Source organism: Pseudonocardia sp. 73-21 (genome assembly GCF_001899645.1).
Classification (GTDB): Bacteria; Actinomycetota; Actinomycetes; order Mycobacteriales; family Pseudonocardiaceae; genus Pseudonocardia.
The window spans coordinates 11,614-37,470 of sequence record NZ_MKVV01000058.1; the positions used below are offsets into that span (position 1 = coordinate 11,614).

At 71.8% G+C, this 25,857-nt stretch carries 32 protein-coding genes and 1 tRNA gene; 18 read left to right on the forward strand and 15 right to left on the reverse strand.

Annotated features, from left to right (window positions below):
- Positions 1–5 precede the first annotated feature (5 nt).
- Entirely contained in the window at positions 6–1,376 is a 1,371-nt protein-coding gene (locus tag BGP03_RS18890; RefSeq protein WP_298799753.1) for a cystathionine beta-synthase, read from the reverse strand.
- Between the two features lie 79 nt (positions 1,377–1,455).
- On the opposite strand from BGP03_RS18890, the gene BGP03_RS18895 reads away from it, so the two are divergent.
- The 4 genes from BGP03_RS18895 (at position 1,456) to BGP03_RS18910 (ending at position 5,073) form a co-directional block, all read left to right on the forward strand.
- Complete coding sequence (locus tag BGP03_RS18895; RefSeq protein ID WP_296371525.1) at positions 1,456–1,875, forward strand: PGPGW domain-containing protein; 420 nt, start codon at positions 1,456–1,458, stop codon at positions 1,873–1,875.
- A 209-nt stretch (positions 1,876–2,084) separates the two neighbouring features.
- Positions 2,085–2,738 carry an RNA polymerase sigma factor ShbA gene (shbA, locus tag BGP03_RS18900; RefSeq protein ID WP_296371527.1) on the forward strand — a complete coding sequence of 218 codons (654 nt, stop codon included), beginning with the start codon at positions 2,085–2,087 and terminating at the stop codon, positions 2,736–2,738.
- 36 nt (positions 2,739–2,774) lie between these two features.
- Positions 2,775–3,680: an HNH endonuclease gene (locus tag BGP03_RS18905; protein ID WP_298799754.1), complete on the forward strand. Its 906-nt coding sequence runs from the start codon at positions 2,775–2,777 to the stop codon at positions 3,678–3,680.
- Between the two features lie 157 nt (positions 3,681–3,837).
- Positions 3,838–5,073: an acetyl-CoA C-acetyltransferase gene (locus BGP03_RS18910; RefSeq protein ID WP_296371531.1), complete on the forward strand. Its 1,236-nt coding sequence runs from the start codon at positions 3,838–3,840 to the stop codon at positions 5,071–5,073.
- A gap of 69 nt (positions 5,074–5,142) precedes the next feature.
- Here BGP03_RS18910 and BGP03_RS18915 read toward each other — a convergent pair whose 3' ends face one another.
- Both BGP03_RS18915 and BGP03_RS18920 read right to left on the reverse strand, forming a co-directional pair.
- Positions 5,143–5,952 (reverse strand): Bax inhibitor-1/YccA family protein, encoded by an 810-nt coding sequence (locus tag BGP03_RS18915; RefSeq protein WP_296371532.1) that lies wholly within the window; start codon positions 5,950–5,952, stop codon positions 5,143–5,145.
- 96 nt (positions 5,953–6,048) lie between these two features.
- Positions 6,049–6,447, reverse strand: a complete 399-nt coding sequence (locus BGP03_RS18920) for a hypothetical protein (protein ID WP_296371533.1) — start codon at positions 6,445–6,447, stop codon at positions 6,049–6,051.
- A 187-nt stretch (positions 6,448–6,634) separates the two neighbouring features.
- Here BGP03_RS18920 and BGP03_RS18925 point away from each other — a divergent pair, with 187 nt between their 5' ends.
- Entirely contained in the window at positions 6,635–7,045 is a 411-nt protein-coding gene (locus BGP03_RS18925; protein ID WP_296371534.1) for a hypothetical protein, read from the forward strand.
- Here the strand turns inward: BGP03_RS18925 and BGP03_RS18930 are convergent.
- Positions 7,035–7,298 (reverse strand): hypothetical protein, encoded by a 264-nt coding sequence (locus tag BGP03_RS18930; protein WP_298799755.1) that lies wholly within the window; start codon positions 7,296–7,298, stop codon positions 7,035–7,037. The two genes, BGP03_RS18925 and BGP03_RS18930, sit on opposite strands and share 11 nt — an antisense overlap.
- A gap of 67 nt (positions 7,299–7,365) precedes the next feature.
- Here BGP03_RS18930 and BGP03_RS18935 point away from each other — a divergent pair, with 67 nt between their 5' ends.
- Genes BGP03_RS18935 through BGP03_RS18945 form a run of 3 tightly spaced genes read left to right on the forward strand, consistent with a single transcriptional unit; the run spans position 7,366 to position 8,771 of the window.
- The gene (locus BGP03_RS18935) at positions 7,366–7,608 is read left to right on the forward strand and encodes a hypothetical protein (RefSeq protein WP_296371535.1); all 243 of its coding nucleotides are present in this window, start codon (positions 7,366–7,368) and stop codon (positions 7,606–7,608) included.
- Entirely contained in the window at positions 7,605–8,300 is a 696-nt protein-coding gene (locus BGP03_RS18940; protein WP_296371537.1) for an alpha/beta hydrolase family protein, read from the forward strand. Before BGP03_RS18935 ends, BGP03_RS18940 begins: the two co-directional genes overlap by 4 nt.
- A 9-nt stretch (positions 8,301–8,309) precedes the next feature.
- Entirely contained in the window at positions 8,310–8,771 is a 462-nt protein-coding gene (locus tag BGP03_RS18945) for an OsmC family protein (protein WP_296371539.1), read from the forward strand.
- Here the strand turns inward: BGP03_RS18945 and BGP03_RS18950 are convergent.
- Positions 8,761–9,324, reverse strand: a complete 564-nt coding sequence (locus BGP03_RS18950; protein WP_296371541.1) for a TetR family transcriptional regulator — start codon at positions 9,322–9,324, stop codon at positions 8,761–8,763. The two genes, BGP03_RS18945 and BGP03_RS18950, sit on opposite strands and share 11 nt — an antisense overlap.
- Positions 9,325–9,362: 38 nt before the next feature.
- Between BGP03_RS18950 and BGP03_RS18955 the strand changes: the two genes are divergently transcribed.
- The 5 genes from BGP03_RS18955 (at position 9,363) to BGP03_RS18975 (ending at position 13,376) form a co-directional block, all read left to right on the forward strand.
- Positions 9,363–10,502 (forward strand): acyl-CoA dehydrogenase family protein, encoded by a 1,140-nt coding sequence (locus BGP03_RS18955; protein WP_298799757.1) that lies wholly within the window; start codon positions 9,363–9,365, stop codon positions 10,500–10,502.
- 86 nt (positions 10,503–10,588) lie between these two features.
- Complete coding sequence (locus tag BGP03_RS18960) at positions 10,589–11,347, forward strand: SDR family NAD(P)-dependent oxidoreductase (protein ID WP_296371544.1); 759 nt, start codon at positions 10,589–10,591, stop codon at positions 11,345–11,347.
- Between the two features lie 29 nt (positions 11,348–11,376).
- Entirely contained in the window at positions 11,377–12,195 is an 819-nt protein-coding gene (locus BGP03_RS18965; RefSeq protein WP_296371546.1) for a hypothetical protein, read from the forward strand.
- Between the two features lie 97 nt (positions 12,196–12,292).
- A complete protein-coding gene (locus BGP03_RS18970; protein ID WP_299736886.1) occupies positions 12,293–12,478 on the forward strand; it encodes a hypothetical protein in 186 nt (61 codons plus the stop codon).
- Between the two features lie 91 nt (positions 12,479–12,569).
- On the forward strand, positions 12,570–13,376 hold the full coding sequence (locus BGP03_RS18975; RefSeq protein ID WP_296371549.1) for a PhzF family phenazine biosynthesis protein: 807 nt from the start codon (positions 12,570–12,572) through the stop codon (positions 13,374–13,376).
- A gap of 152 nt (positions 13,377–13,528) precedes the next feature.
- Here BGP03_RS18975 and BGP03_RS18980 read toward each other — a convergent pair whose 3' ends face one another.
- The 3 genes from BGP03_RS18980 to BGP03_RS18990 form a co-directional block, all read right to left on the reverse strand.
- Positions 13,529–14,320: a methyltransferase domain-containing protein gene (locus BGP03_RS18980; protein ID WP_298799759.1), complete on the reverse strand. Its 792-nt coding sequence runs from the start codon at positions 14,318–14,320 to the stop codon at positions 13,529–13,531.
- A 232-nt stretch (positions 14,321–14,552) separates the two neighbouring features.
- On the reverse strand, positions 14,553–15,014 hold the full coding sequence (locus BGP03_RS18985; protein ID WP_296371553.1) for a cupin domain-containing protein: 462 nt from the start codon (positions 15,012–15,014) through the stop codon (positions 14,553–14,555).
- Between the two features lie 81 nt (positions 15,015–15,095).
- Complete coding sequence (locus BGP03_RS18990; protein WP_299736891.1) at positions 15,096–15,797, reverse strand: Crp/Fnr family transcriptional regulator; 702 nt, start codon at positions 15,795–15,797, stop codon at positions 15,096–15,098.
- Between the two features lie 471 nt (positions 15,798–16,268).
- Here BGP03_RS18990 and BGP03_RS18995 point away from each other — a divergent pair, with 471 nt between their 5' ends.
- Positions 16,269–16,439, forward strand: coding sequence for a hypothetical protein (locus BGP03_RS18995; RefSeq protein ID WP_298799760.1), 171 nt, complete (start codon positions 16,269–16,271; stop codon positions 16,437–16,439).
- A 75-nt stretch (positions 16,440–16,514) separates the two neighbouring features.
- On the opposite strand, the gene BGP03_RS19000 is transcribed toward BGP03_RS18995, so the two are convergent.
- Together BGP03_RS19000 and BGP03_RS19005 are read right to left on the reverse strand one after the other, a co-directional pair.
- Positions 16,515–16,588, reverse strand: a tRNA-Leu gene (locus BGP03_RS19000).
- Between the two features lie 36 nt (positions 16,589–16,624).
- Entirely contained in the window at positions 16,625–18,013 is a 1,389-nt protein-coding gene (locus BGP03_RS19005) for an NAD(P)/FAD-dependent oxidoreductase (protein ID WP_298799761.1), read from the reverse strand.
- A gap of 84 nt (positions 18,014–18,097) precedes the next feature.
- Here BGP03_RS19005 and BGP03_RS19010 point away from each other — a divergent pair, with 84 nt between their 5' ends.
- Entirely contained in the window at positions 18,098–18,355 is a 258-nt protein-coding gene (locus tag BGP03_RS19010; RefSeq protein WP_298799762.1) for an AbrB/MazE/SpoVT family DNA-binding domain-containing protein, read from the forward strand.
- 7 nt (positions 18,356–18,362) lie between these two features.
- On the opposite strand, the gene BGP03_RS19015 is transcribed toward BGP03_RS19010, so the two are convergent.
- Positions 18,363–19,049, reverse strand: coding sequence for a uracil-DNA glycosylase (locus BGP03_RS19015; protein WP_298799763.1), 687 nt, complete (start codon positions 19,047–19,049; stop codon positions 18,363–18,365).
- Complete coding sequence (locus BGP03_RS19020) at positions 19,046–19,999, reverse strand: Ppx/GppA phosphatase family protein (protein ID WP_296375856.1); 954 nt, start codon at positions 19,997–19,999, stop codon at positions 19,046–19,048. The genes BGP03_RS19015 and BGP03_RS19020 overlap by 4 nt, the downstream gene beginning before the upstream one ends.
- Positions 20,000–20,072: 73 nt before the next feature.
- Here BGP03_RS19020 and BGP03_RS19025 point away from each other — a divergent pair, with 73 nt between their 5' ends.
- A complete protein-coding gene (locus BGP03_RS19025) occupies positions 20,073–21,860 on the forward strand; it encodes an acyl-CoA dehydrogenase family protein (protein ID WP_296375854.1) in 1,788 nt (595 codons plus the stop codon).
- Positions 21,861–22,040: 180 nt separating this feature from the next.
- On the opposite strand, the gene BGP03_RS19030 is transcribed toward BGP03_RS19025, so the two are convergent.
- From BGP03_RS19030 to eno, 3 genes are read right to left on the reverse strand one after another with little or no spacing between them, the layout of a single operon-like run.
- Positions 22,041–22,538 (reverse strand): DUF501 domain-containing protein, encoded by a 498-nt coding sequence (locus BGP03_RS19030; RefSeq protein ID WP_296375852.1) that lies wholly within the window; start codon positions 22,536–22,538, stop codon positions 22,041–22,043.
- On the reverse strand, positions 22,535–23,029 hold the full coding sequence (locus tag BGP03_RS19035) for a septum formation initiator family protein (protein WP_296375850.1): 495 nt from the start codon (positions 23,027–23,029) through the stop codon (positions 22,535–22,537). The genes BGP03_RS19030 and BGP03_RS19035 overlap by 4 nt, the downstream gene beginning before the upstream one ends.
- A 4-nt stretch (positions 23,030–23,033) precedes the next feature.
- On the reverse strand, positions 23,034–24,326 hold the full coding sequence (gene eno / locus BGP03_RS19040; RefSeq protein WP_296375870.1) for a phosphopyruvate hydratase: 1,293 nt from the start codon (positions 24,324–24,326) through the stop codon (positions 23,034–23,036).
- A 159-nt stretch (positions 24,327–24,485) separates the two neighbouring features.
- Between eno and BGP03_RS19045 the strand changes: the two genes are divergently transcribed.
- The gene (locus BGP03_RS19045; protein ID WP_296375848.1) at positions 24,486–24,890 is read left to right on the forward strand and encodes a tetratricopeptide repeat protein; all 405 of its coding nucleotides are present in this window, start codon (positions 24,486–24,488) and stop codon (positions 24,888–24,890) included.
- Positions 24,891–25,019: 129 nt separating this feature from the next.
- On the forward strand, positions 25,020–25,850 hold the full coding sequence (gene efeU / locus BGP03_RS19050) for an iron uptake transporter permease EfeU (protein ID WP_296375845.1): 831 nt from the start codon (positions 25,020–25,022) through the stop codon (positions 25,848–25,850).
- Positions 25,851–25,857: the final 7 nt, after the last annotated feature.

Consider the following 25,857-nt stretch of genomic DNA (forward strand, 5'->3'; position numbering starts at 1 on the left):
GGTGGTCAGGCGCCGCTGCCGAGGAACGCCAGCACGTCCGAGCGCGTGACGACGCCGGCGGGCTTGCCGTCCACCAGCACGAGCGCGGCGTCGGCCGTGGCGAACGCACTCATCGCCGTGTCCAGGGCCTCGCCCGCGCCGATGGTGGGCAGCGGGCGCGACATGTGCTTCTCCAGCCGGTCCGACAGCTGCGCCCGGCCGGTGAACAGCGCGTCGAGCAGGTCGCGCTCGATCACCGAACCCGCCACCTCGGCCGCCATCACCGGGGGCTCGGCGCGCACGACCGGCATCTGCGAGACGTGGAACTCCCGCAGGTAGTGCACCGCGTCAGCGACGGTCTCGTTCGGGTGGGCGTGCACGAGGTCGGGCATCGAGCCGTCCTTGCGGCGCAGCACGTCGCCGACCGTGGAGCCCGCCGACGGCGGCAGGAAGCCGTAGCCCGACATCCAGGCGTCGTTGAAGACCTTGCCGAGGTAGCCGCGGCCGCCGTCGGGCAGCAGGACGACGACGACGGCGTCGGCGGGCAGCCCGGCGGCCAGGCGCAGGGCCGCCACCGTGGCCATCCCGCAGGAGCCGCCGACGAGCAGCGCCTCCTCGCGGGCGAGGCGGCGCGTCATGTCGAAGGAGTCGCCGTCGGAGACCGCGATGATGCGGTCGCAGATGCCCTTGTCGTAGGTGGTGGGCCAGAAGTCCTCGCCCACGCCCTCCACCAGGTACGGACGCCCGGATCCGCCCGAGTACACCGAGCCCTCGGGGTCCGCTCCGACGATCTGGACGCGGCCGCCCGACACCTCCTTGAGGTAGCGCCCGGTGCCGCTGATGGTGCCGCCGGTGCCGATGCCCGCCACGAAGTGCGTGATCTCCCCACCGGTCTGCTCCCAGATCTCGGGGCCGGTGCTCTCGTAGTGCGACTCGGGGTTGTTGACGTTCGCGTACTGGTTGGGCTTCCACGCGCCGTCGATCTCGGAGACGAGACGGTCGGAGGTCCGGTAGTAGGAGTCCGGGTGGTCGGGGTCGACGGCCGTGGGACAGACCACCACGTCGGCGCCGTACGCGCGCAGGACGTTGCGCTTGTCCTCGCTGACCTTGTCCGGGCACACGAACACGCACTTGTACCCCTTGCGCTGCGCGATCATCGCCAGCCCGACACCGGTGTTGCCCGAGGTGGGCTCCACGATGGTGCCGCCGGGACGCAGCTCGCCCGAGGCCTCCGCCGCCTCGATCATGCGCAGGGCGATGCGGTCCTTCACGCTCCCGCCCGGGTTGAAGTACTCCACCTTGGCCAGGACCGTGGCCGAGATCCCCTCGGCGACCGCACCGAGCCGGACGAGGGGGGTGTTCCCGACCAGGTCGGCGACGTGCTCGACATAACGCATGCGTTCATGGTCGCACCCGGCCGGGAACGGGTATTCGAGACCGTACGTTGAGCATCCGACACGGCGAGAGGATCCACCCATGGGGGACGAGAAGCGTTCCAACCCGGCGAAACGCGTCGCCGCTCTGGTGGGGGGCGGACTCGTCCTGCTCGTCGGCATCGCGCTGCTCGTGCTCCCCGGACCGGGTCTGCTGCTGGTCCTGGCCGGGCTCCTCATCCTGGCCAACGAGTTCCCGGCCGTGGAGAAGTACGTCGACCCCGTGCAGGACCGCGCGATGAAGGCGGCCGAGGACAGCGTGTCGTCGCCGCTGCGGATCGCGGGCTCCGTGCTCGCCGGTCTGGCCCTGATCGCCGCCGGCGTGGTCTGGGGACTGTTCCCCGACCTGCCGCTGGGCGGCTGGCCGACCGGTTCGAGCTTGATGCTTTCGGGTGTCGTTCTGCTCGCGCTTCTGGTCTACAGCTACCGCCGCGTGCAGGTCAGACGGGCTGCCGCACGGTAACGAGCTGTACGGACTCGTACGGATCCGTCGCTCAGCGGCCACTTTGGTGCGGCATCGGTTGTCGAGCCACTACCCTTCGCTACCTCAGAACCCTCCTCCGGTCGACGGGCACATCGGCCGGGTGAAGGGGAGGGCTCTATGCAAGCTCCCCGATGTCGCAGGTAGCGCGCGGCGCGGAACCATGAACACACAGCAGGAGGGGCGCGCCGGTGCGAGTTGCCGGGCACGACGACGACGGCGAGGACATCGAACCGGAGGGGGACCGGGACGACGCAACACGAGCAGCCCGCCGGGAGGCGGAGCTCAACGACCTGGCCGGGAAGGCGGCCGGAGGGGACAAGAGGGCGCTCGAGCGCCTGCTCGCACTGATCCGCACGCCGGTCGTGCGGTACTGCCGGGCACGCATGGGTGACGGGATCGGACTGCTGACCGCGGAGGACGTGGCGCAGGACGTGCTGTTCGCCGTCTGCGGGGCGCTGGCCCGGTTCCGGCCGGGCGAGACGGCCGCGATGGCCTTCGTCTACGGGATCGCCCGCAACAAGGTGGTGGACGCGTTCCGGGCGGGCGGGCGCGACCACTCCGAACCGACCGAGGCCGTCCCGGACGAGGTCGACGACAGGCTCGGACCCGAGGCCGTCGCCGTGTTCGGCACGGAGGTGGGCGAGCTGCGCGACCTGCTCACGCGGCTCCCCCCGGCGCACCGCGAGATCCTGGTGCTGCGGGTCGCGTTGCAGTTCAGCGCGGAGGAGACCGCGGCCGCGGTGGGCTCCACACCGGGGGCCGTGCGCGTCACCCAGCACCGCGCACTGACGAAGCTGCGCACGCTGATCGCCGAGCGGATGAAGGGCGACCAGATGTCGTAGCCGCTAGGGTTCCGTCATGTCACCGACGGCCGCCGGATGAACACCGAACTGGACGCCCGGCTGCGCCGGGAAGCCGATCAGTGGCTCACCGTCCGCACCCAGGACGGGACTCGACCCATCCGGTGGGACGAGCTGGAGGAGTTCGAGTTCGACGGGCGGCCGTTCAAGCTCAAGGACCGCCAGCGGGGAATCCGGAAACCCCGCCACTTGACCGCGGCTCTCTCCATCACCACGACCTACACCCCGCCCGGCCGAGCGCCCCGTTACGCCGACGAGATCGGACCGGACGGCCTGGTGCGCTACAAGTGGCGTGATGACGCGCAGGAATCGGACAACAGTGCCCTGCGTGCCGCCCTCGACAAGGGTGTACCGCTGTTCTGGTTCGTCGGGGTCGCTCCCGGTGTCTACGAGCCGCTGTATCCGGTTTTCGTGGTCGCCGAGGAACCCGAGCTCCGCCAGTTCGTGATCGCGCCCGATGCCGTGCGCGGGATCGTCACGCCGGGACAGCAGATCGACGAGAACCTTCGCCGCTACGCGCTCCGGCAGACCCGCCAGCGCCTCCACCAGCCCGTCTTCCGCGCGACGGTCCTGCACGCGTACGAGACCCGCTGCGCCGTCTGCTCGCTACGTCACTCCTCGCTCCTCGACGCCGCCCACATCGTGCCGGACCGCGACGAGGACGGCATCGCCTCCGTCCGCAACGGGTTGGCGATGTGCAAGATCCACCATGCAGCATTCGACGTGGGCGTTCTCGGCATCCGCCCTGACCTGGTGGTCGAGATCCGGGCCGACATCCTCGAGGAGGTGGACGGTCCGATGCTCGAGCACGGTCTCAAGGCCCGGCACGGTCAACGGCTCATGGCGGTCCCCCGCGTCCGCGCCCAGCGGCCGGACACGGATCTCCTCGAGCAGCGGTACGCGGCGTTCCGGAAGGCCGGTTGAGCAGACCCGACGGGGCGATCTCCTCCGAAGGGATCGCGCTGGACGCGACATCAGGCATCGGCTGGCCGAGCGTGACGTTGCACGCGAGTGGGCGCGGGCCCGGTTACCGGTGAGTACCCTCGACCCACCAGCACTTCCCTCACCAAGGAGAACGACGATGCCCGAAGCAGTGATCGTCGCAGCGGCCCGCTCCCCGATCGGCCGCGCGTTCAAGGGGTCGCTGGCCACCATGCGTCCCGACGACCTGACCGTCCAGATGGTCCAGGCCGCGTTGGCCCAGGTGCCCGAGCTCGACCCCACCACCATCGACGACCTGATGCTCGGGTGCGGGCTGCCCGGCGGCGAGCAGGGCTACAACATGGCCCGGGTCGTGGCGGTGCTGGCCGGCTACGACACGCTGCCCGGCACCACCGTCACCCGCTACTGCTCCTCGTCGGTGCAGACCACGCGCATGGCGCTGCACGCGATCAAGGCCGGCGAGGGTGACGTGTTCATCTCCGCGGGCGTCGAGACGGTGTCCCGCTTCGCCAAGGGCAACTCCGACTCGCTGCCCGACACCCAGAACCCCCTGTTCGCCGACGCGGCCGAGCGCACCAAGGCCACCGCGGAGTCCGGCACCGACATCTGGGTGGACCCGCGCACCGAGAACACGATCCCCGACGTCTACATCGCGATGGGGCAGACCGCGGAGAACCTCGCCCGCGCCAAGGGCGTCACCCGCGAGGACATGGACCGCTTCGGCGTCCGCTCGCAGAACCTCGCCGAGAAGGCCATCGCCGACGGCTTCTTCGCCCGCGAGATCACCCCGGTCACGCTGCCCGACGGCACCGTCGTGTCCACCGACGACGGCCCGCGCGCCGGCACGAACTACGAGAGCGTCAGCCAGCTCAAGCCGGTGTTCCGGCCCGACGGCCTGATCACCGCCGGCAACGCGTGCCCGCTCAACGACGGCGCCGCCGCGCTGATCATCATGTCCGACACGAAGGCCGCCGAGCTGGGTCTCACCCCGCTGGCGCGCATCATCTCCACCGGCGTCTCCGGTCTCTCGCCGGAGATCATGGGCCTCGGCCCGGTGGAGGCCTCGAAGAAGGCGCTGAAGCTCGCGGGCATGACCATCGACGACATCGACCTGGTCGAGATCAACGAGGCGTTCGCCGCGCAGGTCATCCCGTCCGCCCGCGACCTGGGCATCGACCCTGAGGATTCTCGTGGCGACAAGCTGAACGTCAACGGCGGCGCGATCGCGCTGGGCCATCCGTTCGGCATGACCGGCGCCCGCATCACCACCACGCTGCTCAACGGCCTGCGCAGCCACGACAAGACCATCGGGCTGGAGACGATGTGCGTCGGCGGCGGCCAGGGCATGGCGATGGTGCTCGAGCGCCTGAGCTGACCCGGATACGCAACGACCCGGTACCCCTCACGAACAGGGTGCCGGGTCGTTTCGCGTCTGCGGCAGAAGCTAGTTCTGACGCAGGTAGCTCAGCAGGCGCAGGATCTCCAGGTAGAGCCACACCAGCGTGGTCATGAGGCCGAAGGCGATGTACCAGGCGAAGGTCGCCGGGGCGCCGCCGCGGACGGCGCGGTCGGCCTGGTCGAAGTCGAGCAGCAGGCTGAACGCCGCCACGCCGATCACGACGAGGCTGAAGATGATGCCCAGCGGGCCGCCCTCGCGCAGGCCCGTGCTGACCCCGAACAGGCTCAGCACGAAGTTGAAGAGCATCAGGACGACGACGCCGACCAGGGCGCCCATCAGCCACTTGGTGAAGCGCGGCGTGACCCGCACGGCACCGGTCTTGTAGACCACCAGCATGCCGACGAACACGCCCGCCGTGCCGACGATGGCCTGCAGCGCGATGCCCGGGTAGATGTTGTTGAACAGGTCGCTGATGCCGCCGAGCGCGATACCCATCATCGCGGAGTACAGCAGCACCAGCGGTGCCTTGGCCCACTGCGACTTGAAGATCAGCACGAGCGATACGACGAACCCGATGAGGAACGCGGGGAGCGTCAGCACGTACAGGTTGAGTACGGCGGTCAGGATGCCCGTGACCAGCGCCGTACCGGCCGCGAAGCCGGTCTTGAGGACGATGTCGTCGACCGTGATCGGGCGCTCCCCCGCCCCGGCACGCCCGTAGCCGACCTGCGCGGCCCGGGAGTCGGTGTAGGCGGCCGCGCCGCCCATCGCACCCCCCTGGCGGTCGAAGGTGGCGTAGCCGCCGGCCTGCCCCTGGGGCAGGTTGCGGAAAGCCGGGTTGCTACTGCTGCGCACCTGGTCCTCCTCGGAAAGTTCTCACGGTGTTCGAGCTGTTCAACGCGCGACCCGAGCCGGACGTTCCCCTCCTGGGTAAAGAAGACTTTGCCGCCTTCATGCCGGATCGAGCGAGACGCCCGCCTCCTCGAGCTCGGCCTCGGTGAGCAGGCGGGCGAAGGCCCGGTCGGAGTCGGTGGCCGAACCCAGTGGGGGGTCGACCCCGACGAAGCCGCAGACCTCGATCAGCGTGTCGTCGTAGGCAGCGTAGAGGGCCAGTCTCCGGACCTGCGTGGGCTGCGCGGCTCCGCGCATCTCCCGCCGCAGCCGACGCAGATTCGCCACCGACGACTCGAGGCACGGACCCGACGGCCGGCGACGGCGGGCGAGCCGGTCGGAGAAGGCCTCCACGGCAGCAGGGATCAGCCGCAGAGCCAGCCAGAACAGCAGAGTCGGCGCGGCCGCGACGAGGAGGTAGAGAAGCAGGCCCAGCAGGACCGGACGGTCACCCGTCACACCTGCGACGATACGCCGTGGACCGCTGAGCCGAACGAGTGAATCCGGGCGTCGGGCTTCGCGGTCGAGGGCACGGAACGGGTGATCCGCGACGGATCCGGCACCCAGATCGCCCGGCTGGTCCCCGGGCCCGGTCACCGGGGCCACCGACCCGGCGCCAACCGTGACCGACGCCGAAGGTGCCGCCATGGGCCCGGCGGCTCCGGCCCCCGCCGGCATGCGGGCCGCCGGTCGTGACGATCTCATCGGCGACCGGCTGCCCGCCGGGTTCGGCGGCGCCACCCGACCGGCGGTCGGCTTCACCGCCGACGGCCGCCGGACGGGCTTTGACGGCACCGGCGGCACCTGGACGGCGAGCCGGGACGCGAGCTTCCTCGACACGTCCGGCACCTCCACCCTGATCGGCTGCGCCGGGGTGGACGTCGGCTCGCAGGTCTCAGGTGCCCGCCGCGCCGCGTTCGAGGGCGACACCCCGGTGATGCTCGACGTCAGCGGGAATGCCACCGGTCACTTCACCCAGAGCGTGAGGCGGGGGCGAGACACGGGGTGGATCCGGACCGCGGCCCACCCCCGTCGGATCACCCGGCTCAGCCGGTGACGAGCGTGCGGCCGGGTCTGCTCCGCGCGGCGGTGGACGCCGGGTCGCCCGCGCGTACGACGAGCGTGCCCGTGGACCGGTCGATCCACGAACCCCACAGCGCACCCGCCACCGCGCCGCCTGATCGTGCGGTCCGGCCCCGCGCCCGCTGAGCCGTCCGGCTCTCGAGCCACGACGGGAGCCGCGACAGCGCGAGCTGACGGCGCTGGCGTCCGGTGGCGGCAACTCGTGGCGGTGCCTCCGGCAGGCGCACGGACGGGGCCCGGTTCTAGGCTCATCGCGCCCGGACGGACGTCCTGGCACGAAAGGGGCTTTCACCGATGTGGGCATTCTTCTCGCGACGGCTGCGCATGTGGCTGGTCCTCGCCGTCGGCGCGCCGATCCTGGCGTGGCTGCTGGGCAAGGTGGGTGACGTGGTGGAGTCGCGCCGCGGCCCCACCACCGTCAGCAAGGTCCTCAAGAAGGGCAGCGGCTACCTGCAGCGCCGCACCAAGGGCCCGCTCGGCGGACGCAGCCCCGCCGACCCGGCCGGCGCCCGGGACGCGGGCGTCCCCACACGATGACCGTCGTTCTCGTGCACGGCGCCTGGGGCGGCTCGTACGGCTTCCGGTCGGTGCGGCGGCTGCTCCAGGCTCAGGGCCACGAGGTGCTGACGCCGGCCCTCACCGGCATCGGCGAGCGCTCCCACCACACCGGGCCGCTGGTGGGGCTCTCGACGCACGTGCTCGACGTCGTCAACGCCGTCCGGTTCGAGGACGTCACCGACCTGGTGCTGCTCGGCTTCTCCTACGGCGGCATGGTCGTCAGCGGGGCGCTGGAGCTGATCGGTGACCGCGTGCGCGAGCTCGTGCTGCTCGACGCGTTCCTCCCCGACGACGGCGACAGCGTCGCGTCCCTCACCGATGGGGCGCTGGGCGGCGGCGGGGACGCCCTGGACACCGCGTGGCTGGTGCCCGCGGCGCCGCGCGAGTTCGAGGACCCGGCGCACGGCACGTGGTCGAACCCGCGGCGCGTGGGTCAGCCGGTGCACACCCTCACCGAGCCGGTGCGGCTGCGGGCTCCTCTCGAGGAGTGGCCGTTCGGCCGCACCTACATCCGGGCGACGCAGGACCCGAACGGCGCGGTGTTCGACGCGTCGGCGGCGCGGGCGCGGGGGTCGGACGCGTGGCGCTACCACGAGATCGCGACCACGCACATGGTGCCGGAGAACCGGCCGGAGGAATTGGCGTCGCTCCTGCTCGCGCTCGCGAGCTAGGTTCCGGGCATGACGTCGACCGTGCACCAGTACGCCGCCACCTGCACCTGGTCGGGCTCCACCGCCGCGGGGTACCGCGACTACGACCGGACGCACGACACGGGTGCGGGCCCGCACACCCTCACGATGTCGTCGGATCCCGCGTTCCTCGGTGATCCGGCCCGCCTCAACCCCGAGCAGCTCGTGGTGATGGCCGCGGCGTCGTGCCAGCTGCTGTCGTTCCTCGCGGTCGCCGCCCGGGCGCGGCTGGACGTCCGGGACTACCGCGACGACGCGACCGCCGGCATGTCGGAGGAGAACCGGCCGATGCGGCTCGACGAGATCGTGCTGCGGCCGCACATCGTCATGGCGTCCGGGCCGTCCGAGGACCGCGTGCGCCATCTCGTGGAGGTGGCCCACAAGGAGTGCTTCATCGCGAACAGCCTCTCCACCCCGGTGCGCGTGGAGCCGACCGTCGAGTTCACGGCGTGAGGCCGCGCACCACCAGCGCCGCGAGCTCCGTGTAGGCGTCGGCGTCCCCGAGGCCCGTGGCCGCGGCCACCTCGCGCTGCTGGATGCGCACCATCGTGGCGCTCAGGACGTCGGCGACGAACGCGACGTTGACGGCCCGGAACGCGCCGCTCGACACCCCCTCGGTGACGATCTGCCCGACGCGACGGGCGGCGGCCCGGGTGTTCTGCTCGTAGACCTCGCGGGCGACCGGTGCGGCGGCCACGTCGTCGAAGAAGGCGGCGGACGCCGGTTCGAGCTGCGCGGCCACCCCGAGCAGGTAGGCCACGATCCGGTCGCGCGGCTCGCCCGCCGCCGCGAGCCCGGCCTCCACCCGTTCGGTGGCGCCGCGGAAGAAGTGGACGACCACGGCGCGGACCAGCTCGTCGCGGGTGCCGGCCAGCGCGTACAGCGTGGTCTTGGAGCAGCGCAGGCGGGCGGCGAGGGCGTCGATGGTGAGGTCGCGGAAGCCCTCGGCGAGGAAGAGTGTGACGAGCTGGTCGAACAGTTCCGACTGGCGGACGGTACGCTGCACAGTACGATCGTATCGTAAATCGTACTCTTGGAGACACCGTGCCCGTCGACCGCCTGCTGCCCACGCAAGAGGCCGAGGACCTGCTCGACCTCGTCCGCGACATCGCCGACAAGGAGCTCGCCACCCGCGTCGACGAGCACGAGAAGGCCGAGACCTACCCCGAGGGCCTGTTCGCCATGCTCGGCCGGGCCGGCCTGCTGGGCCTGCCCTACCCCGAGGAGCACGGCGGCGGCGGGCAGCCCTACGAGGTGTACCTGCAGGTGCTCGAGGAGTTCGCGATGCGCTGGGCCGCGGTCGCGGTCGCCGTCAGCGTCCACGGGCTGTCGTGCCACCCGCTCGCCGCCTTCGGCACGCCCGCGCAGCAGGAGAAGTGGCTGCCGGGGATGCTGGCCGGTGAGGTCATCGGCGGCTACTCGCTGTCCGAGCCGCAGGCCGGGTCCGACGCCGCGGCGCTGACCTGCAGGGCCGAGAAGGTCGACACCGGATACAAGATCACGGGCACCAAGGCGTGGATCACCCACGGCGGCATCGTCGACTTCTACTCGCTGTTCGCCCGCACCGGTGAGGGGTCGCGCGGCGTCTCCTGCTTCCTCGCACCCGGCGCCGTCGAGGGCCTGAGCTTCGGGAAGCCCGAGGAGAAGATGGGGCTGCACGCCATCCCCACCGTCACCGCCAACTGGGACGGCGCCGTGATCGAGCACGACCGGCTCATCGGCACCGAGGGCCAGGGCCTGCCCATCGCGTTCAGCGCGCTCGACTCCGGCCGGCTCGGCATCGCCGCGGTCGCCACCGGTCTCGCGCAGGCCGCCCTCGACGCCGCCGTCGACTACGCCCACGAGCGCAGCGCGTTCGGCAAGAAGATCATCGACCACCAGGGGCTGGGCTTCCTGCTCGCCGACATGGCCGCGGCCGTCGACTCGGCGCGCGCCACCTACCTCGACGCCGCGCGGCGCCGCGACGCCGACCGCGACTACTCCCGTCAGGCCAGCGTCGCGAAGCTGGTCGCCACCGACGCGGCCATGAAGGTCACCACCGACGCCGTGCAGGTGTTCGGCGGCTACGGCTACACCCGCGACTTCCCCGTCGAGCGCTACATGCGCGAAGCGAAGATCACCCAGATCTTCGAGGGGACCAACCAGATCCAGCGCCTGGTGATCAGCCGGCAACTGCAGCGCTGACGCGCCCGTGCGCGGATAACGGTGTTCCCGCACTGATTTCCGCGCACGACCCCAGCCACGTCACGACCGATCGAGGAGACCTGCCCATGGAGATCACCGGAACCGCCGCACTCGTGACGGGCGCCGCGTCGGGGCTGGGCGCGGCCACCGCCGCCGCCCTCGCCGCCCGGGGCGCCACCGTCTACGGCGTCGACCTGGAGAAGGGCGTCGCCGGCGCCACCCCGCCCGACGGCGTCACCCTGCTCGCGGCCGACGTCACCGAGGAGGCCCCGGTCCGCGAGGTGCTGGCCCGCATCGCGGACGACGGTGCCGAGCTGCGCACCGTCGTCAACTGCGCGGGGATCGGTCCGTCGGCCCGCATCCTGGGCCGGAAGGGCCCGCACGACCTGGAGCTTTTCCACACGGTGCTCAAGGTCAACCTGCTCGGCACGTTCAACGTCATGCGACTCGGCGCCGAGGCCATCGCGAAGCTCGACGCCGACGGCAACGGTCAGCGCGGCGTCGTGGTCAACACCGCGTCGATCGCCGCGTTCGAGGGCCAGGTCGGGCAGATCGCCTACAGCGCATCCAAGGCCGGCGTCGCGGGCATGACGATCACGGCGGCCCGCGATCTCGCCCAGGTCGGAATCCGCGTCATGACCATCGCCCCGGGCACCGTCGAGACCCCGATGCTCGCCACCATCAGCGACGAGTTCCGCGCCGCGCTGAGCGCCGGGGTGCCGTTCCCGCACCGCCTCGCGCAGCCCGAGGAGTTCGCCCGCCTCGTGACGATGATCGTGGATCACGACTACCTCAACGGCGAGACGATCCGCATGGACGGCGCACTGCGGATGGCGCCCCGGTAACACCTGGCCGCCCCGTGCGAACCTGAGGCGTGACCGACAACTCCCCGGCGGGTCTCACCCTGCTCGCCCCCGACCGCACGGTCGTCGGCACCCGCGGAGAGTTCCACCGGTCCGCCCGGCAGGCCTACGCACCCCTGGCCGACGGCAGGCCGCGGAACGTCGTGGTGGAGCTCGCCTTCACCCCGATCGAGGCGGAACACCAGCGCGGACGGCGGGGCATCGAGATCCGGCTCGACGGCGAGCGCGTCGGCGAGCTCACCGCGCCGACGGCGGCGCTCTACGGCCCGCTCCTGGAGGACGTGCTGTTCGTCGGCGGGCGCCCGGCGTGCATCGCGACGGTGGTGAACGGCCCGCAGGGGGCCGAGGTGGAGCTGCGGCTGCCGGTGGTCCCGGTGGGCGCCGCCGTTCCGCCCGAGTTGCCCCTACCGGTGTCGGCCGGCGCTTTCCCGGTCGCCGCCGGGCGGCGTACGCCGGTCCTGATCGGTGCGGGCGTCGCCGCCCTGCTGATCGTCATCGGGGTGGGCATCGGGCGCGGCGGCGACGGCGCGGTGGAGACGGCGGACGGTGGCCCGGACGCGGTGGCCACCACGACCACCGCTCCGGCTCCCCCGAGCACGGCATCCGCCACCACGGTGCGGCGGGCCCCTGCGGCGGCGCCCCCCGAGCGCGCCCCCGCGCCTACCCCGCAACCGGCGTCGGAGGCCGGGCCCGACCCGTCCGACGGTTGCGACACGAACCACGCCGACTGCCTCCCCGACGGCGCCGACTGCGACGACGAGAGCGGAGAGATCACCGGCACGGACGTTCACGACCTCGATCCCGACGACGAGGGAACTGGTTGCGACTGATTGCCGCGGCGCGATGAGTTCCCCGCCCGCCCCGGGTCTGTACTGCGTGTTCCGTCGACGCGAAGTGGTCATCCCGGCCGGTGACCAGCTTCCGTACGTGGACGAGGACTGGGCCGACGCGCTCGTCGTCGTCGCGAGCGGGGAGGTCGACCTGTGCTGCTCACGGGGCGGGAGCCGCCGGTTCGGCCCCGGCTCGCTCCTGTTCTTCGTCGGGCTGGGGCTGGTGGCTCTGCGCAACCCCGGGCTCGGCCCGACGGTGCTGGTCGCCCACAGCCGCAGCTGACGCACAGCCGTCGTCCCGGTCCCGCGGGTGCGGTCCACCGGTCGCGGACTGGCCATGGGCCGCTGCACCCCGCCGGACCTACCGTGGTGCCATGCGCATCCGCACCATCGACGCCTTCACCGACCGCCCGTTCGCCGGCAACCCGGCCGGGGTCGTCCTCCTCGACGGGCCCGGCTGGCCGTCCGAGGACTGGATGCAGCAGGTGGCGGCCGAGATGAACCTCGCCGAGACCGCGTTCGCCCACCCCCTCCCCGAGGGCGGTGACGCCGACTGGGCGTTGCGCTGGTTCACCCCCGCGCTGGAGGTCAACCTCTGCGGTCACGCCACGTTGGCCACCACGCACGCCCTGCACTCCGACGGCCTCCTGCACGGCACCGTCCGGTTCACCACCAGATCCGGGGTACTGCGGGCCGGCGTCGACGGCGGCCGGATCACCCTGGACTTCCCCATCGCCACGCTCTCCGCGATCCCGGAGCCGGAGGGGCTGGCCGACGCCGTGGGTGCGGCGGTGGTCGGCGTCCACAACACGGGATCGCTGGGCGACCTGCTCGTCGAGGTCGCCGACGAGAAGGCCGTCCGTGCCGCCGATCCGGACCTCCCCGCGATCCTCCGGATGCCGTGGCGCGGCGTGATCGTCACCGCGGCCGGCGACGGGGACCACGACTACGTGTCCCGCTTCTTCGCGCCCGGGGCCGGCATCGCGGAGGACCCGGTCACCGGCAGCGCCCACACCGCGCTGGCCCCGTTCTGGTCGACGCGCCTGGGTCGGCCGGAGCTCGTCGGCCTGCAGGCGTCGCGACGCAGCGGGCTGGTGCACACGACCGTCGCCGGTGACCGGGTGCTGCTCGCCGGCGAGGCCGTCACGGTGCTGGACGGGAACCTGCTGATCGAGGCCTGACGCCCGCCCACGGGCAGCCGAGTCGATCAAGGCGTCGCTGTCGTTCAGGTAGATCAACGAGCGACACCTGCGCGTTGATCAGCGCGGTGTGGGGGCAGTGGGCTCAGCGGCGCCGTCCTGCGCCACTTCCGCGGACGGGTGTCGCGCGCCGGTCAGCCGCTGCGGCCGGCGGCAGACACGAGAGGTCCGGTCGCCAGGTCCAGCCGGCCGGCACCGATCAGAGCCAGGTAGGCGTCGACCTCCGTGTCGGTGACGAAGCCTCGTCCAACCAGCCCGTCCCGGACCTGCACGATGTTCGCCCGCTCCAACGCGCCGACCGCGGGCATCGCCAGGGGGAAGTAGGCGTCAGCGGACACGTCCAGAAGACCCACCTGGCGCAGAAGCCGGGGCAACCGCCGCCCGAACTCCGCATCGACACCCCGCTCGGACAGCAACGAACGGAACCCGTCCTTGACCTTGTTCGCCAACAGTTGATCAGGACCGTGGGCATCGGGACAGATCATCGTCTGCAAGCTGATGTCGTAGTCCTCGACCAGCAGCCATCCCCCGGGCCGCAACGCCGCCGCCATCCGCCGCAACGCCTTCTCGCGCTCGGGCACGTGGAGGAGGACGAGCCGGGCGTGGACGAGATCGAATCCATCGCCTGGCGGTGCATCACGAACCACGTCATGCCGAGCCACCTCGACTCCCGCCCCCACCCGGTCGGCCAACCACCCGATCTCGATGTCGGTGGCCACGACCTGACCGGTAGACCCCACTCGGGCGGCAAGGCCGTCAGGAACGGACGGCCCGCCCGCCCCGACCTCCCAACATCTCCAGCCGGGCGCGATCCCCAGTGCGTCGACGTGTCGGAACGTCACCGGATCGAAGATCACCGAGAGTGCATCGAAGCGCCCGCCCGCTTCCGCCGCGCGGTTGTCCAACAGGTACTCCTCCGAGCCCATGACCTCACCTCCGATCAGGCAGGCTGCACTCTCCCGCAGCGCAAGCCAGCACAGTAGATCCGGACGGGCGAGGACTTCGTGGACGGGACTCCGATCGCGAGGAACTCCAGTGGACTGTCTACCTGGCCGTGACCTACGGCGATGTCGCGTCTGCACCCGCCGCGTCCGTGCATGGTCCGCGCGCCCTGTTCTTGCCCGTCACCGATCACGGGTCGGCTCGGCTGATCGGGCCTCATCCGGCGCGAAGCGTGGATATCTGCTCGGTGTCGTAACGGGCCCGGACGGCGGCGATGGCGTCGGCGTCGGGTGGGCCGTCCACGGCCAGCACCTCGGCGAGGTCCCGGAAGTAGCGCTCATGACCGGGCGGGGAGGTGAAGAAGACGAAGGTGGCAGGCGCGGGGCCGCGGTTGGCGATCGAGTGGGCCACGCCCTTGGGCACGAACACGAAGGTGCCCGGGCCGCCGACGACGGTGCGCTCTCCCGCCCTGGCCTCGATCTCCCCGTCGACGACGTAGAAGTACTCCTCGATGCTGCTGTGGCGATGGGCTCCGGTGTCGAAGCCGGGAGCGGCGCGCATCTCGAAGGCCGAGCCGCCGTCGGCATCCTCGGCCCCGCTGAGAAACAACACCTGTGTCCCGCGCAGCCATACACCGTCGGCCTCGCCCGGTTGGCGGATGATTCCCTCGCCGGCCATCTGAACTCCTCCCGTCGGACAGTGGCCCCAGCTTCCGCCCCCGTGGTGGCGCTGTCGCGCGTCGCGGCGACGCTCTGAGTGTCACGGTGGTGACAGAGAGCCTCCCGGAGCGTGTGCCGCTGCCCAGGCGAGCGCCTCGGGGTCCGCGACGAAGACGGCTGATCGTCGACGCTCGACGATGTTCGCTTCCTCGAGCCCCTTGAGAACCTTGCTGACGCTCGCTCTGGAGGTTCCCGCCAGACCGGCGAGTCCCTCCTGGGTGAGCGGGATGACCGTGCCGGCCTCACCCCGGCCGTAGAGGTGAGCCAGGGCAGTCAGCCGGCGCAGCACCCGGACCTCGACAGGCACGAAGAGCGCTTCGACCAGCGCCGCGGCGAAGGCCCGGACCTCGGTGGCGAGCAGGTCGATCAGGACTTGCCCCATCGCCGCGTTACCCAGACACCGCGACCTCAGGTGCTCGGCGTCGATCACCAGAGTCACCACCTCGTCCAGGGCGATGGTGGTCCCGTACCGGCGGGCCACACCAGACTGCAGCGCGAGGAGCCCGAAGGTGTCGCCCGGGCCGAACACCCGGTACGTGACGGTCTCACCGGTCTCGATGAACGCGCAGGAGGCGACATGGCCGCGCTCGATCAGATGGACTGAATCGGCCCGGTCAGCCTCGTGGAAGATCACCTCATCACGCCGGTACCGGCGACGGCGTCCCATCCCGAGCAGCTCGTCCCGGTCGTGCTCGGTGAGCCCCCGGATCAGCGGCCAGACGGGAACATCTCGGTCATCCACGTGCTGTCTCCCAGATTCGCGAAGGCCACCGGCCACATCGTCGTCGCCCGGTCCGACTCCTGGACCAGGACGGCACACGGAAACCAACCCATGTCGGCGAGGAATGTCCAGCGCGAACGAGGTGGACGGTGCACACGGTGAGGTGATCGTCGGACCGGACGCGACTGCGGCACAGCCGGCCCGCGCCGCCCGGGGTGGCGCCTTGACCCGGGAGGAGCAGTGCCGGCCGCGTTCGGACAAGGCGCGCCGGCTGTGGATGGTGCCCGGCCGCCAAGCCCGACGGGGACGAGGAGACGTGCGAGGAGATCCGTGACGTCGTGGACGAGCCGGCCGCCGAGATCCGCATGCTCGGCGCGCGCGGCGTCCACCCCCGGATCCGGGCCTTCGTGGGCCGACAGCGGCCGCCGGCGCGAGGAGCGGCAGCGCACGCATCGGGCCCGGGGCGAGACCCGGGTCGTTCCGTCGCCACCGGTGCTGACTCCACTGCTGCACGCCCATCTGGAGCGCTACGGCACCGGTGGAGACGGGCTGCTGTTCCGGGGTGTGGGTGGCGGCCAGCTCGCGGAGAGCACGTACGGCCGGAGCAGTGGGCGCCGCAGCGCACCGACGCAGCACCCGATGAGCCGGAACGTGGACACGTAGTCGACACGGACAGCAAGATCGCCCGTTGACCGCGTAGCCGCTGGTCAGCCGGCGATTCTGCGAGCTGCGACGGGGTGCCCCCGGTGGGATTCGAACCCACACTGGGACCCTTTTAAGGGGCCTGCCTCTGCCGGTTGGGCTACGGGGGCGGCCCGCTCAGGGTACGGGCCACCCCGCGATCTCCGTCAGGAGACCGCGCGCCCCACCGGCACCGGGTCGCTCGGCACACCGCTCGGGGCCGGCTGGGCCTGGCCCGCCGGACGCGGACCACCGCCCGCCACGCGGTCGAAGTCGGCCTTCGGGTCGTTGATCTGGCCCAGCGACACGACCTCGCGGCCGAGGAACAGGGCGCCCGTCCAGTCGAAGACGATGCGGACGCGGCGGTTCCAGGTGGGCATCCGGCTGACGTGGTACGTGCGGTGCATGAACCACGCGATGATGCCGCGCAGCTTGATGCCGTAGATCTCCGCGACGCCCTTGTAGAGGCCGAGGCTGGCCACCGAGCCGGCGTAGGAGTGCTTGTACTGCTTGAGCTTCTTGTTGCGGACGTGGGCCACGATGTTGTCGGCGAGGACCTTGGCCTGGCGCACCGCGTGCTGGGCCGACGGGCTGGTCTTGGCCTCGGGGTCGTCCTTCGACAGGTCGGGCACCGACGCGCAGTCGCCCGCGCTGAAGACGCCGGGCATGCCGTTGACCTCGAGCTCGGCGCTGCACTCGATGCGACCACGGGCGTCGCGGGGGAGGTCGGTGTGCTCCAGCATCGGGTTGGGCTTGACGCCGGCGGTCCAGATGATGGTGTCGGTGTCGAAGGACTGGCCGTCGTCGAGCTCGACGTGGCCGCCGACCATCGTCTTCACGCGGGTGTCGAGGTTGACCTCGATGTCGGCGTCGAGCAGGCGCTCGACGGTGTAGCGACCCATCTTCGGGCCGACCTCGGGCATGATCCGGTTGGCCGCCTCGACGAGCACCCAGCGGATGTCCTCGCGGTTGATGTTCTCGTAGTAGCGGCTGGCGTAGCGGGCCATGTCGGCGAGCTCGGCGAGCGCTTCGATGCCGGCGTACCCGCCGCCGACGACGAGGAACGTGAGCAGGCGGCGGCGCAGCGCGGGGTCGAGAGTCGTGGCGGCCGCGTCCAGGCGCGAGAGCACGTGGTTGCGCAGGTAGATGGCCTCGCCGACGGTCTTGAACGCGATGCCCTGCTCCGCGAGACCGGGGACGGGCAGCGTGCGCGCCACCGAACCGGGAGCGACGACGAGCACGTCGTAGCCCAGCGTGGTGGTGTGCCCGGCGGCCAGCTCGACCGTGACCTCCCGGTCGGCGTGGCTGATGGCCGTGACCCGGCCGGTGAGGTGCTGGCACTTCTGCAGGACCTTGCGCAGCGGGACCACCACGTGGCGCGGCTCGATCGAGCCGGCCGCCGCCTCCGGGAGGAAGGGCTGGTAGGTCATGTGGGGCTGCGGGTCGATCACGGTGACCTCGGCCTCGCCCTTACGCAGCTTCTTCTGCAGCCGGAGGGCGGTGTACATGCCAACGTAGCCGCCGCCGACCACGACGATCCTGGTGTTGCGAGCCATGACCCCATGGTCTCACCCTCACGGAGGTTTCACTCGCTTCCGGAGAGTGATACCTGTGACGATTCAGTGCCGTCGCCTTCACCCATGACTGCAGAAGTAGAGCGCGAGCGGACGACGACGGTGAGCAGCAAGAACCAGATCAAGCTGCCCGTTGCTGCTCTGCGTGAGGCCGGTGTCGCTCCCGGCGACCGGCACCGGGTGGAGGTCGTGTCCGACGGGGTGTTCCGGCTCGTCCGCGAGCGGGACCCGTGGTGGGACCCGTTCGAGAAACTCGCAGGCTTCGATCTGGGGGTCACCACGGCCGAAGCAGGTGGCGTGGCATCGGCCCGAGGATCCAGGTGATCGGCGACTAGAGCCCCGCCGCCTGCGCGGCAGCCCGCAGCACGTCCTGCAGCATCGTGGGCGTGAGCCGTCCGGTAAACGTGTTCTGCTGCGAGACGTGGTAGCTGCCGAACAGGTGCAACGGCCCCCGCTCCCCGGCCAGCTCCACGTGAGCTCCGTGCCCGAACTTCGGACGCGGCCGCGGCACCGTCCACCCCGCTCCCGCGAGCACCGGCAGCAGCGCCTGCCAGCCGAACCCGCCGAGCACGACGACGGCCCGCGGCGACAGGAGGGCGAGCTCCGCACGCAACCATCGGGCGCAGGTGTCGCGCTCCGACGGTGTCGGCTTGTTGTCGGGCGGCGCGCAGTGCACGGGCGCGGTGATGCGGGTGCCGCGCAGCTCCAGCCCGTCACCGGCGTGGACGGCGGTGGGCTGGTTCGCCAGCCCGACGGCGTGCAGTGCGGCGTACAGGACGTCGCCGGAGCGGTCGCCGGTGAACATCCGCCCCGTGCGGTTGGCACCGTGCGCGGCCGGCGCGAGGCCGACGATCAGCAGCGACGCGTCGGCCGGACCCAACCCGGGCACCGGGCGTCCCCAGTACTCCTCGTCCCGGAACGCGGCCCGCTTCTCCCGCGCCACCTTCTCGCGCCAGTCGACGAGCCGCGGGCAGGCGCGGCAGTCGACGAGCGCGGCGTCGAGCTCGGCGAGCGTCACGCGATGGAGCGCGCGATGCCGTCGAGGATGTCGTGCTCGCTCACGACAAGCTCCGTGACGCCGGCGCGCGCGTGCAGCTCCTGCGCCAGCACGTCGACGATCAGCGCACCGCCGCCGATGACGTCGATGCGGCCCGGGTCGATCGCCGGGTGGGTGCCCCGCTCCGCCCGCGACTGGCCGAGCAGCTCGTCGGCCACCGTGTGCAGCTCGTCGACCGACAGCCGCGAGAGGTGCACGGCGGCGGAGTCGTACGTCGCCAGGCGCTGGTGGTAGGCCGAGAGCGTGGTGATCGTGCCCGCGACGCCCACCCAGGTGCGCACGCCCTCCACGGGCACGGCCGCGAACGCCGCGTCGAGGATGCCGGCGGCCAGCTCGCGGGCGTCCGCGATCTCGGCGGCCGTGGGCGGGTCGCCGGCGAGGCAGCGCTCGGTGATGCGGACGCTGCCGATGTCGGCCGAGTAGGCGTTCCGCACCAGCGCCTTGCCGTCGGTCAGCTCCCCGACGACGAGCTCGGTGGAGCCGCCGCCGGTGTCGACGACGACGAACGGGCCGTCGTCGGGGTCGAGATCGCCCACCGCGCCGACGAACGACAGCGTCGCCTCCTCCTCGCCGGAGATGACCTCGGCGTCCACGCCGAGCGTGTCGCGGACCATGCCGAAGAAGTCGTCGCGGTTGCGGGCGTCGCGGGTGGCGCTGGTGGCCACCATCCGCACCCGCTCGACGCCCTTGCGGCGCAACGCGACCGTGTAGTCGGCCAGCGCGACGCGGGTGCGCTCCAGCGCGGCGGGATCGAGCACGCCGGTGGCGTCCACGCCCTTGCCCAGCCGGACGACCCGCTGCTCCCGGTGCAGGTCGCGCAGGGCGAGCGTGCCGTCGAAGCTCGTCGTGACGTCGGCGACGAGCAGGCGGATCGAGTTCGTCCCGCAGTCGATGGCGGCCACCCGTGACATGCGCAGTCCTCCGCGGGGTCGGGATCGTGTGGAAGTCACGGTACGCGGGCCCACCTGCGGCTACCCTCGGGCCGTGGCGGATCCGAGCAAGCAGCACACCGAGGACGTCCACATGCCGACGAGCCGACTGGATGCGCGGGAGCTCCTACCCCGGCGCGCCCCGTCCGCGCCCCCTCCTGCGGTCACTCCGCCGCCGCGCGCGGAGGCCCGTCCTCCGGAACCGCCGTTGCGCGACGGCGACGGCCGCACCCACCTCGTGGCGAACCAGCCGCCGTCGATCGCCGGGTACGACGCCCTGAGCTGCGATCCCGCACTCACCGACGCCGTCACGCGGGAGGGCGCCGCAGAGGCCCTGCCAGCTCTGGGCACGCTCGCGCGGCTCGTCGCGTCGGAGGAGGCCCGGGAGCACGCGCGGCTCGCCGACACCCACTCCCCCGTGCTGCGCACCCACGACCGCTACGGCCACCGCGTCGACGAGGTGGAGTTCCACCCGTCGTGGCACTGGCTGATGCGCACGTCCGTGGGGTGGGGGCTGCACGGCGCGCCGTGGGAGGCCGAGACCGGCACCGGGGCCCACGTCGCCCGCGCGGCGGGGTTCTACCTGATGGGGCAGCTGGAGTCGGGGCACTGCTGCCCGATCTCGATGACCTACGCGTCCGTCCCCGCGCTCCGTCGCAGCCCCGAGCTGGCCGCGGCCTACGAGCCGGGGCTGCTGTCCACCACCTACGACTTCGGGCTCACCGAGCCGTCGACCAAGGCCGGGCTGCTGGCCGGGATGTCGATGACGGAGAAGCAGGGCGGGTCCGACGTCCGGTCCGGCACCACCGACGCCCGCCCGCAGCCCGACGGCACCTACCGGCTCACGGGCCACAAGTGGTTCACCTCGGCGCCGATGAACGACGTGTTCCTCACGCTGGCCCAGGCGCCGGGCGGGCTCACGTGCTTCGTGCTCCCGCGCGTCCTGCCCGACGGCACGCGCAACGCGATCCGGCTGCAGCGGCTCAAGGACAAGCTGGGCAACCGGTCCAACGCCTCGGCCGAGATCGAGTACACCGGCGCCGTGGGCTGGCGGCTCGGCGACGAGGGACGCGGGGTCGCCACGATCATCGACATGGTGTCGATGACCAGGCTCGACTGCGTCCTCGGCTCGGCCGCCATCACCCGCGCCGCGCTCACGGAGGCCGCCCACCACGTCCAGCACCGCAGCGCGTTCGGCTCCCGGCTGGCCGACTCACCGCTCATGCAGACCGTGCTCGCCGATCTCGCGCTGGAGTCCGAGGCAGCCACCGCGCTCGCCATGCGACTGGCCGGGGCCGTCGACCGCGGCGAGAAGGCGCTGCTGCGCCTGGCGCTGCCCGCGTCGAAGTACCTGGTGTGCAAGCGCGCCCCCGCCGTGGTGGCCGAGGCGCTGGAATGCCTGGGCGGCAACGGGTACGTCGAGGAGTCGGGGATGCCGCGGCTCTACCGCGAGGCCCCGCTCAACTCGATCTGGGAGGGCTCGGGCAACGTCACCGCGCTCGACGTGCTGCGGGCCGTCACGCGCGAACCCGAGTCCGTCGAGGCCGTGCTGGCCGAGATCGACGCCGCCGCGGGCGTCGACACGTGGTACGACCGCGGGGTCCGCGAGCTGCGCACCGAGCTGCGCAGCCGCGAGGAGCGCCGGGCCCGGCGGCTCGCCGAGATGCTGGCTCTGTGCCTGCAGGGCAGCCTGCTGCTGCGGTTCGCGCCGGAGGAGGTGTCGTCGGCGTTCGTCAGCGCCCGGTTCCTCCCCGACGGCCCGTGGCGCACGGCCGGCACCCTCCCCGCGGAGGCGCACATCGAGGCCCTCCTCGCGCGCGTCACCCCCCACCCGGCCGGCTGACCCCGCCACCCCGCGAGTCGGGGCGTCGATGCGCGCGAGTCGCGGTCTCCGTGCGACCGAGTCGCTCTCTCGGTGCGTCCAGGACCCTCAGCCCCCCGCACCGACGTCGCACTCATCCCGCAACTCGGTCGCACTCACACCCCGACTCGCGCGCGCTCAGACCCCGACTCGCGGAGTGGGTTACGGGGTGGCGCAGGGGCCTGTTGTCCACCACTCGCCGATCTCGGCCAGGGCCTCGTCGCCGAACGGGTTGACGCCGGGGCCGGCCGCCAGGGAGTGGGCGACGTGGACGTGCAGGCACTTGACGCGGTCGGGCATGCCACCCGCACTGACCTTCGTGCCCAGCGACTCGATGGCGTCCCGTTCGGCCAGGTAGGACTCGTGGGCGCGCTCGTAGGCGGCCGCGAGATCCGGGTCCTCGGCCAGCCGCGCCTGCATCTCCTTCATCCGGCCCTCCCCCTCGAGGGTGCCGATGCGGGAGGCCAGCCGGGAGCAGGTCAGGTAGTACATCGTGGGGAACGGGGTGCCGTCGTCGAGGCGCGGCGCGGTCTGCACCACCGACGGCAGGCCGCACGGGCACCGGTGGGCCACCTCGCGCACGGCGCGCGGCGGCCGGCCGAGCTGCGCGGTGACCGCCGCGGCGTCCGCCGCGTCGATCCCCGCCGGCTCGACGCTCACGGCGAGCCCGCCGTGACCTCGCGCCACAGCGACCGGTACCAGGGCGCACCCGATCCGGCGGCCGTCTCGGGGGCCACCGGGGCCTGCGGGAACTGCACGACGTAGGGCACCTCCCCGGGCAGGGCGTAGCCGATCCGCGACCGGGCCTGAGCCTCGATCTCGGCGGGATCCTGCAGCTTGGCCTTCTGCTCCGTCAGCGAGGCGACGTCCGCGGCGAGCGTCTGCTGCTGTTCGGTGACGGCGGCGAGCTCCTGGCGCTGGGCGACGTAGTTGCGCAACGGCACCACGACGGTCAGCGCGATCGCGCAGACCACGAGGGCCAGCACGGCCGCCCGCCGCGTGGACGAGAGGCCGAGCAGGCCCGTGGTGGTCGCGACCACGCCGCGGGGCCGGGTGCGGGTCAGCTTCGGCTCGCGCCCGCGACGGCGCGCGGCACCCGTGCCGCTGCCGCGCGGACGGGGCGTCCGCCGAACCCGCACCTTCTCGGCCATCAGGTCAGGCCGTCTCCGCCACCGTGAAGCGCGGGAACGCGAGGTCGCCGGCGTAGCGGGCGGCGTCGCCGAGGGCCTCCTCGATGCGCAGCAGCTGGTTGTACTTGGCGACGCGGTCCGATCGGGCCGGGGCGCCGGTCTTGATCTGCCCGCAGCCCGTGGCGACGGCGAGGTCGGCGATGGTGGTGTCCTCGGTCTCGCCCGAGCGGTGGCTCATCATGCAGCGGTAGCCCGAGGTGTGGGCGAGCGTGACCGCGTCGAGGGTCTCCGACAGCGTGCCGATCTGGTTGACCTTCACCAGCAGCGCGTTGGCCGCCCCGCGGGCGATGCCCTCGTCGAGGCGCTCGGGGTTGGTGACGAACAGATCGTCGCCCACGATCTGGACCTTGTCGCCGATCGACGACGTGAGCTCCACCCAGCCGTCCCAGTCGTCCTCCGACAGGGGGTCCTCGACGGAGATCAGCGGGTAGGCCCCGACGAGCTCGGCGTAGACGGCCGAGAGCTCCGACGACGTGAGCTTCCTGCCCTCGTAGGAGTAGACGCCGTCGGTGTGGAACTCGGTGGCGGCGACGTCGAGCGCGAGCCCGATGTCGCGGCCGACCACGAAGCCCGCACCCTCGACGGCCTCGGCGATGAGGTCCAGCGCCGCCTTCGTGCCGGGCAGGTCGGGGGCGAACCCGCCCTCGTCGCCCAGGCCCGTGGCGAGGCCCTTCTTCTTGAGGACCGACTTGAGCGAGTGGTAGACCTCGGCGCCCCAGCGCAGCGCCTCGCGGAACGAGTCGGCGCCGATCGGGGCGATCATGAACTCCTGCACGTCGACGGACGTGTCGGCGTGCGCGCCGCCGTTGATGATGTTCATCATCGGCACGGGGAGGACGTGGGCGTTGGGGCCGCCGACGTAGCGGAACAGCTCCAGCCCGGACGACTCCGCGGCCGCCTTCGCCACCGCCAGCGAGACACCCAGCAGTGCGTTGGCGCCGAGCGCCGACTTGTCGGGCGTGCCGTCGAGATCGACGAGCCGCTGGTCGATGAGCCGCTGGTCGACGGCCTCCATGCCGGTCAGCTCCGGGCCGATGGTGTCCAGCACCGCCGCGACGGCCTTCTCGACGCCCTTGCCGCCGTAGCGCTTCGGGTCGCCGTCGCGCAGCTCGACCGCCTCGTGCTCACCCGTCGACGCGCCGGAGGGCACGGCTGCGCGAGCCAGCGTCCCGTCGTCCAGCGCGACCTCGACCTCGACCGTCGGGTTGCCCCGGGAGTCGAGGATTTCGCGTGCGCCGACCTGCTCGATGACCGCCACCAGTACTCCCGTCACGACGATGTCCCGCTTGCGGCCGCCAGCCTAACGGGCGACCTGGACCGATCCCGGGAGGACGCTCCAGATCACCCGGAGGGCACCGGCCGTTCGTCCTGTCAACCCTCGCAGATCGCGGCGAAGACATTTACCGTAGGAGGGACCATGACGAGCCAGCCAGCATCCGACGGCCTGTTCGAGTCGTACCGTCGTGCCGAGATGTTGATCGCCCGCCGCCGTCCGCTCGACGCGCTGCAGGCTCTGACCCCCGTGCTGGAGAGCCAACCCGACGACGTCTCGGTGCAGCTGCTCGCCGGCCGTGCGTACCTCAACTCCGCCCAGCTGAAACGGGCCGAGGAGGCCTTCGTCCGCGTCCTGGACCTCGACCCCGCCGACGACTACGCGCGCTTCGCCCTGGGCAAGGCCCTGCACCGCCAGGGCCGCCTGGCCGAAGCCCACGCGCAGCTGAAGATGGCGGCGGCGATGGACCCACGGCCCGAGTACCAGGAGGCCCTGGGCGAGGTACGGGCCCGGATGGCCGTCGAGGGCGCGTCCAACGAAACGGACTGAACACCCCAAACGTCCAGACCTGTGAGAATGTGTCGAAACGCGGCCTTCCGCCTCCTCGCCGCGCAAGATAGCCTGCCCCAGGTAATGATGAGGCTGTCCTAAGACAGAGACATAACCCGGGGAGCGGCGGTGCTCGGCAATTTCCTGATCGGACTGCGCGAAGGTCTGGAGGCCTCGCTGGTCGTCAGCATCCTGGTCGCGTTCCTGGTGCGCACGGACAGGCGGTCGGTGCTACCCAAGGTGTGGGTCGGCGTCGGCATCGCCGTGGCGATCAGCGTGGGCGTGACGTTCGCCCTCACCATCACGCAGCAGGCGCTCACGTTCACCGCCCAGGAGGCGTTCGGGGGTTCGCTGTCGATCATCGCAGTCGGCTTCGTCACCTGGATGATCTTCTGGATGCGCCGCACGGCGCGGAGCATCTCCGGCGACCTGCGTGGTCGCCTGGAGGACGCGATCCAGATGGGCACCGCCGCCGTCGTGCTGATGGCCGCGCTGGCCGTCGGGCGCGAGGGCCTCGAGACCGCCCTGTTCTTCTTCACCGCCGCGCAGGCGGCCGGCCAGACCACCGACCCGCTGATCGGGTTCCTGCTGGGCATCGCACTGGCGGTACTGCTGGCCTACTTCATCTACCGCGGCGCCGTGAAGATCAATATGGGGAAGTTCTTCTCCGTCACCGGCGTGCTGCTGATCTTCGTGGCCGCCGGGATCCTCGCCTACGGCGTGCACGACCTGCAGGAGGCGGGGATCCTGCCCGGCCTGAACGCCCTCGCGTTCGACGTCAGCGCCGCCGTGCCCCCCGACTCCTGGTACGGCGTGCTGCTCAAGGGCGTCTTCAACTTCTCCCCCCAGACGACGTGGCTGGAGGCGACCGTCTGGGTCGTCTACGTGGCCGTCGTCCTCGCGCTGTTCCTGCGGCCGCAGCGCGTCCACCAGCCCACCACGCCCGTCACCGCCTCCTAGGAGCACC

Coding starts and splice junctions, on each gene's coding strand:
- BGP03_RS18890 (WP_298799753.1), bottom strand. CDS start 1,376: ATGCGTTATGTCGAGCACGTCGCCGACCTGGTCGGGAACACCCCCCTC.
- BGP03_RS18895 (WP_296371525.1), top strand. CDS start 1,456: ATGGGGGACGAGAAGCGTTCCAACCCGGCGAAACGCGTCGCCGCTCTG.
- BGP03_RS18905 (WP_298799754.1), top strand. CDS start 2,775: ATGAACACCGAACTGGACGCCCGGCTGCGCCGGGAAGCCGATCAGTGG.
- BGP03_RS18910 (WP_296371531.1), top strand. CDS start 3,838: ATGCCCGAAGCAGTGATCGTCGCAGCGGCCCGCTCCCCGATCGGCCGC.
- BGP03_RS18925 (WP_296371534.1), top strand. CDS start 6,635: ATGGGCCCGGCGGCTCCGGCCCCCGCCGGCATGCGGGCCGCCGGTCGT.
- BGP03_RS18935 (WP_296371535.1), top strand. CDS start 7,366: ATGTGGGCATTCTTCTCGCGACGGCTGCGCATGTGGCTGGTCCTCGCC.
- BGP03_RS18940 (WP_296371537.1), top strand. CDS start 7,605: ATGACCGTCGTTCTCGTGCACGGCGCCTGGGGCGGCTCGTACGGCTTC.
- BGP03_RS18945 (WP_296371539.1), top strand. CDS start 8,310: ATGACGTCGACCGTGCACCAGTACGCCGCCACCTGCACCTGGTCGGGC.
- BGP03_RS18960 (WP_296371544.1), top strand. CDS start 10,589: ATGGAGATCACCGGAACCGCCGCACTCGTGACGGGCGCCGCGTCGGGG.
- BGP03_RS18975 (WP_296371549.1), top strand. CDS start 12,570: ATGCGCATCCGCACCATCGACGCCTTCACCGACCGCCCGTTCGCCGGC.
- BGP03_RS18980 (WP_298799759.1), bottom strand. CDS start 14,320: ATGGGCTCGGAGGAGTACCTGTTGGACAACCGCGCGGCGGAAGCGGGC.
- BGP03_RS18985 (WP_296371553.1), bottom strand. CDS start 15,014: ATGGCCGGCGAGGGAATCATCCGCCAACCGGGCGAGGCCGACGGTGTA.
- BGP03_RS19005 (WP_298799761.1), bottom strand. CDS start 18,013: ATGGCTCGCAACACCAGGATCGTCGTGGTCGGCGGCGGCTACGTTGGC.
- BGP03_RS19010 (WP_298799762.1), top strand. CDS start 18,098: ATGACTGCAGAAGTAGAGCGCGAGCGGACGACGACGGTGAGCAGCAAG.
- BGP03_RS19020 (WP_296375856.1), bottom strand. CDS start 19,999: ATGTCACGGGTGGCCGCCATCGACTGCGGGACGAACTCGATCCGCCTG.
- BGP03_RS19035 (WP_296375850.1), bottom strand. CDS start 23,029: ATGGCCGAGAAGGTGCGGGTTCGGCGGACGCCCCGTCCGCGCGGCAGC.
- BGP03_RS19045 (WP_296375848.1), top strand. CDS start 24,486: ATGACGAGCCAGCCAGCATCCGACGGCCTGTTCGAGTCGTACCGTCGT.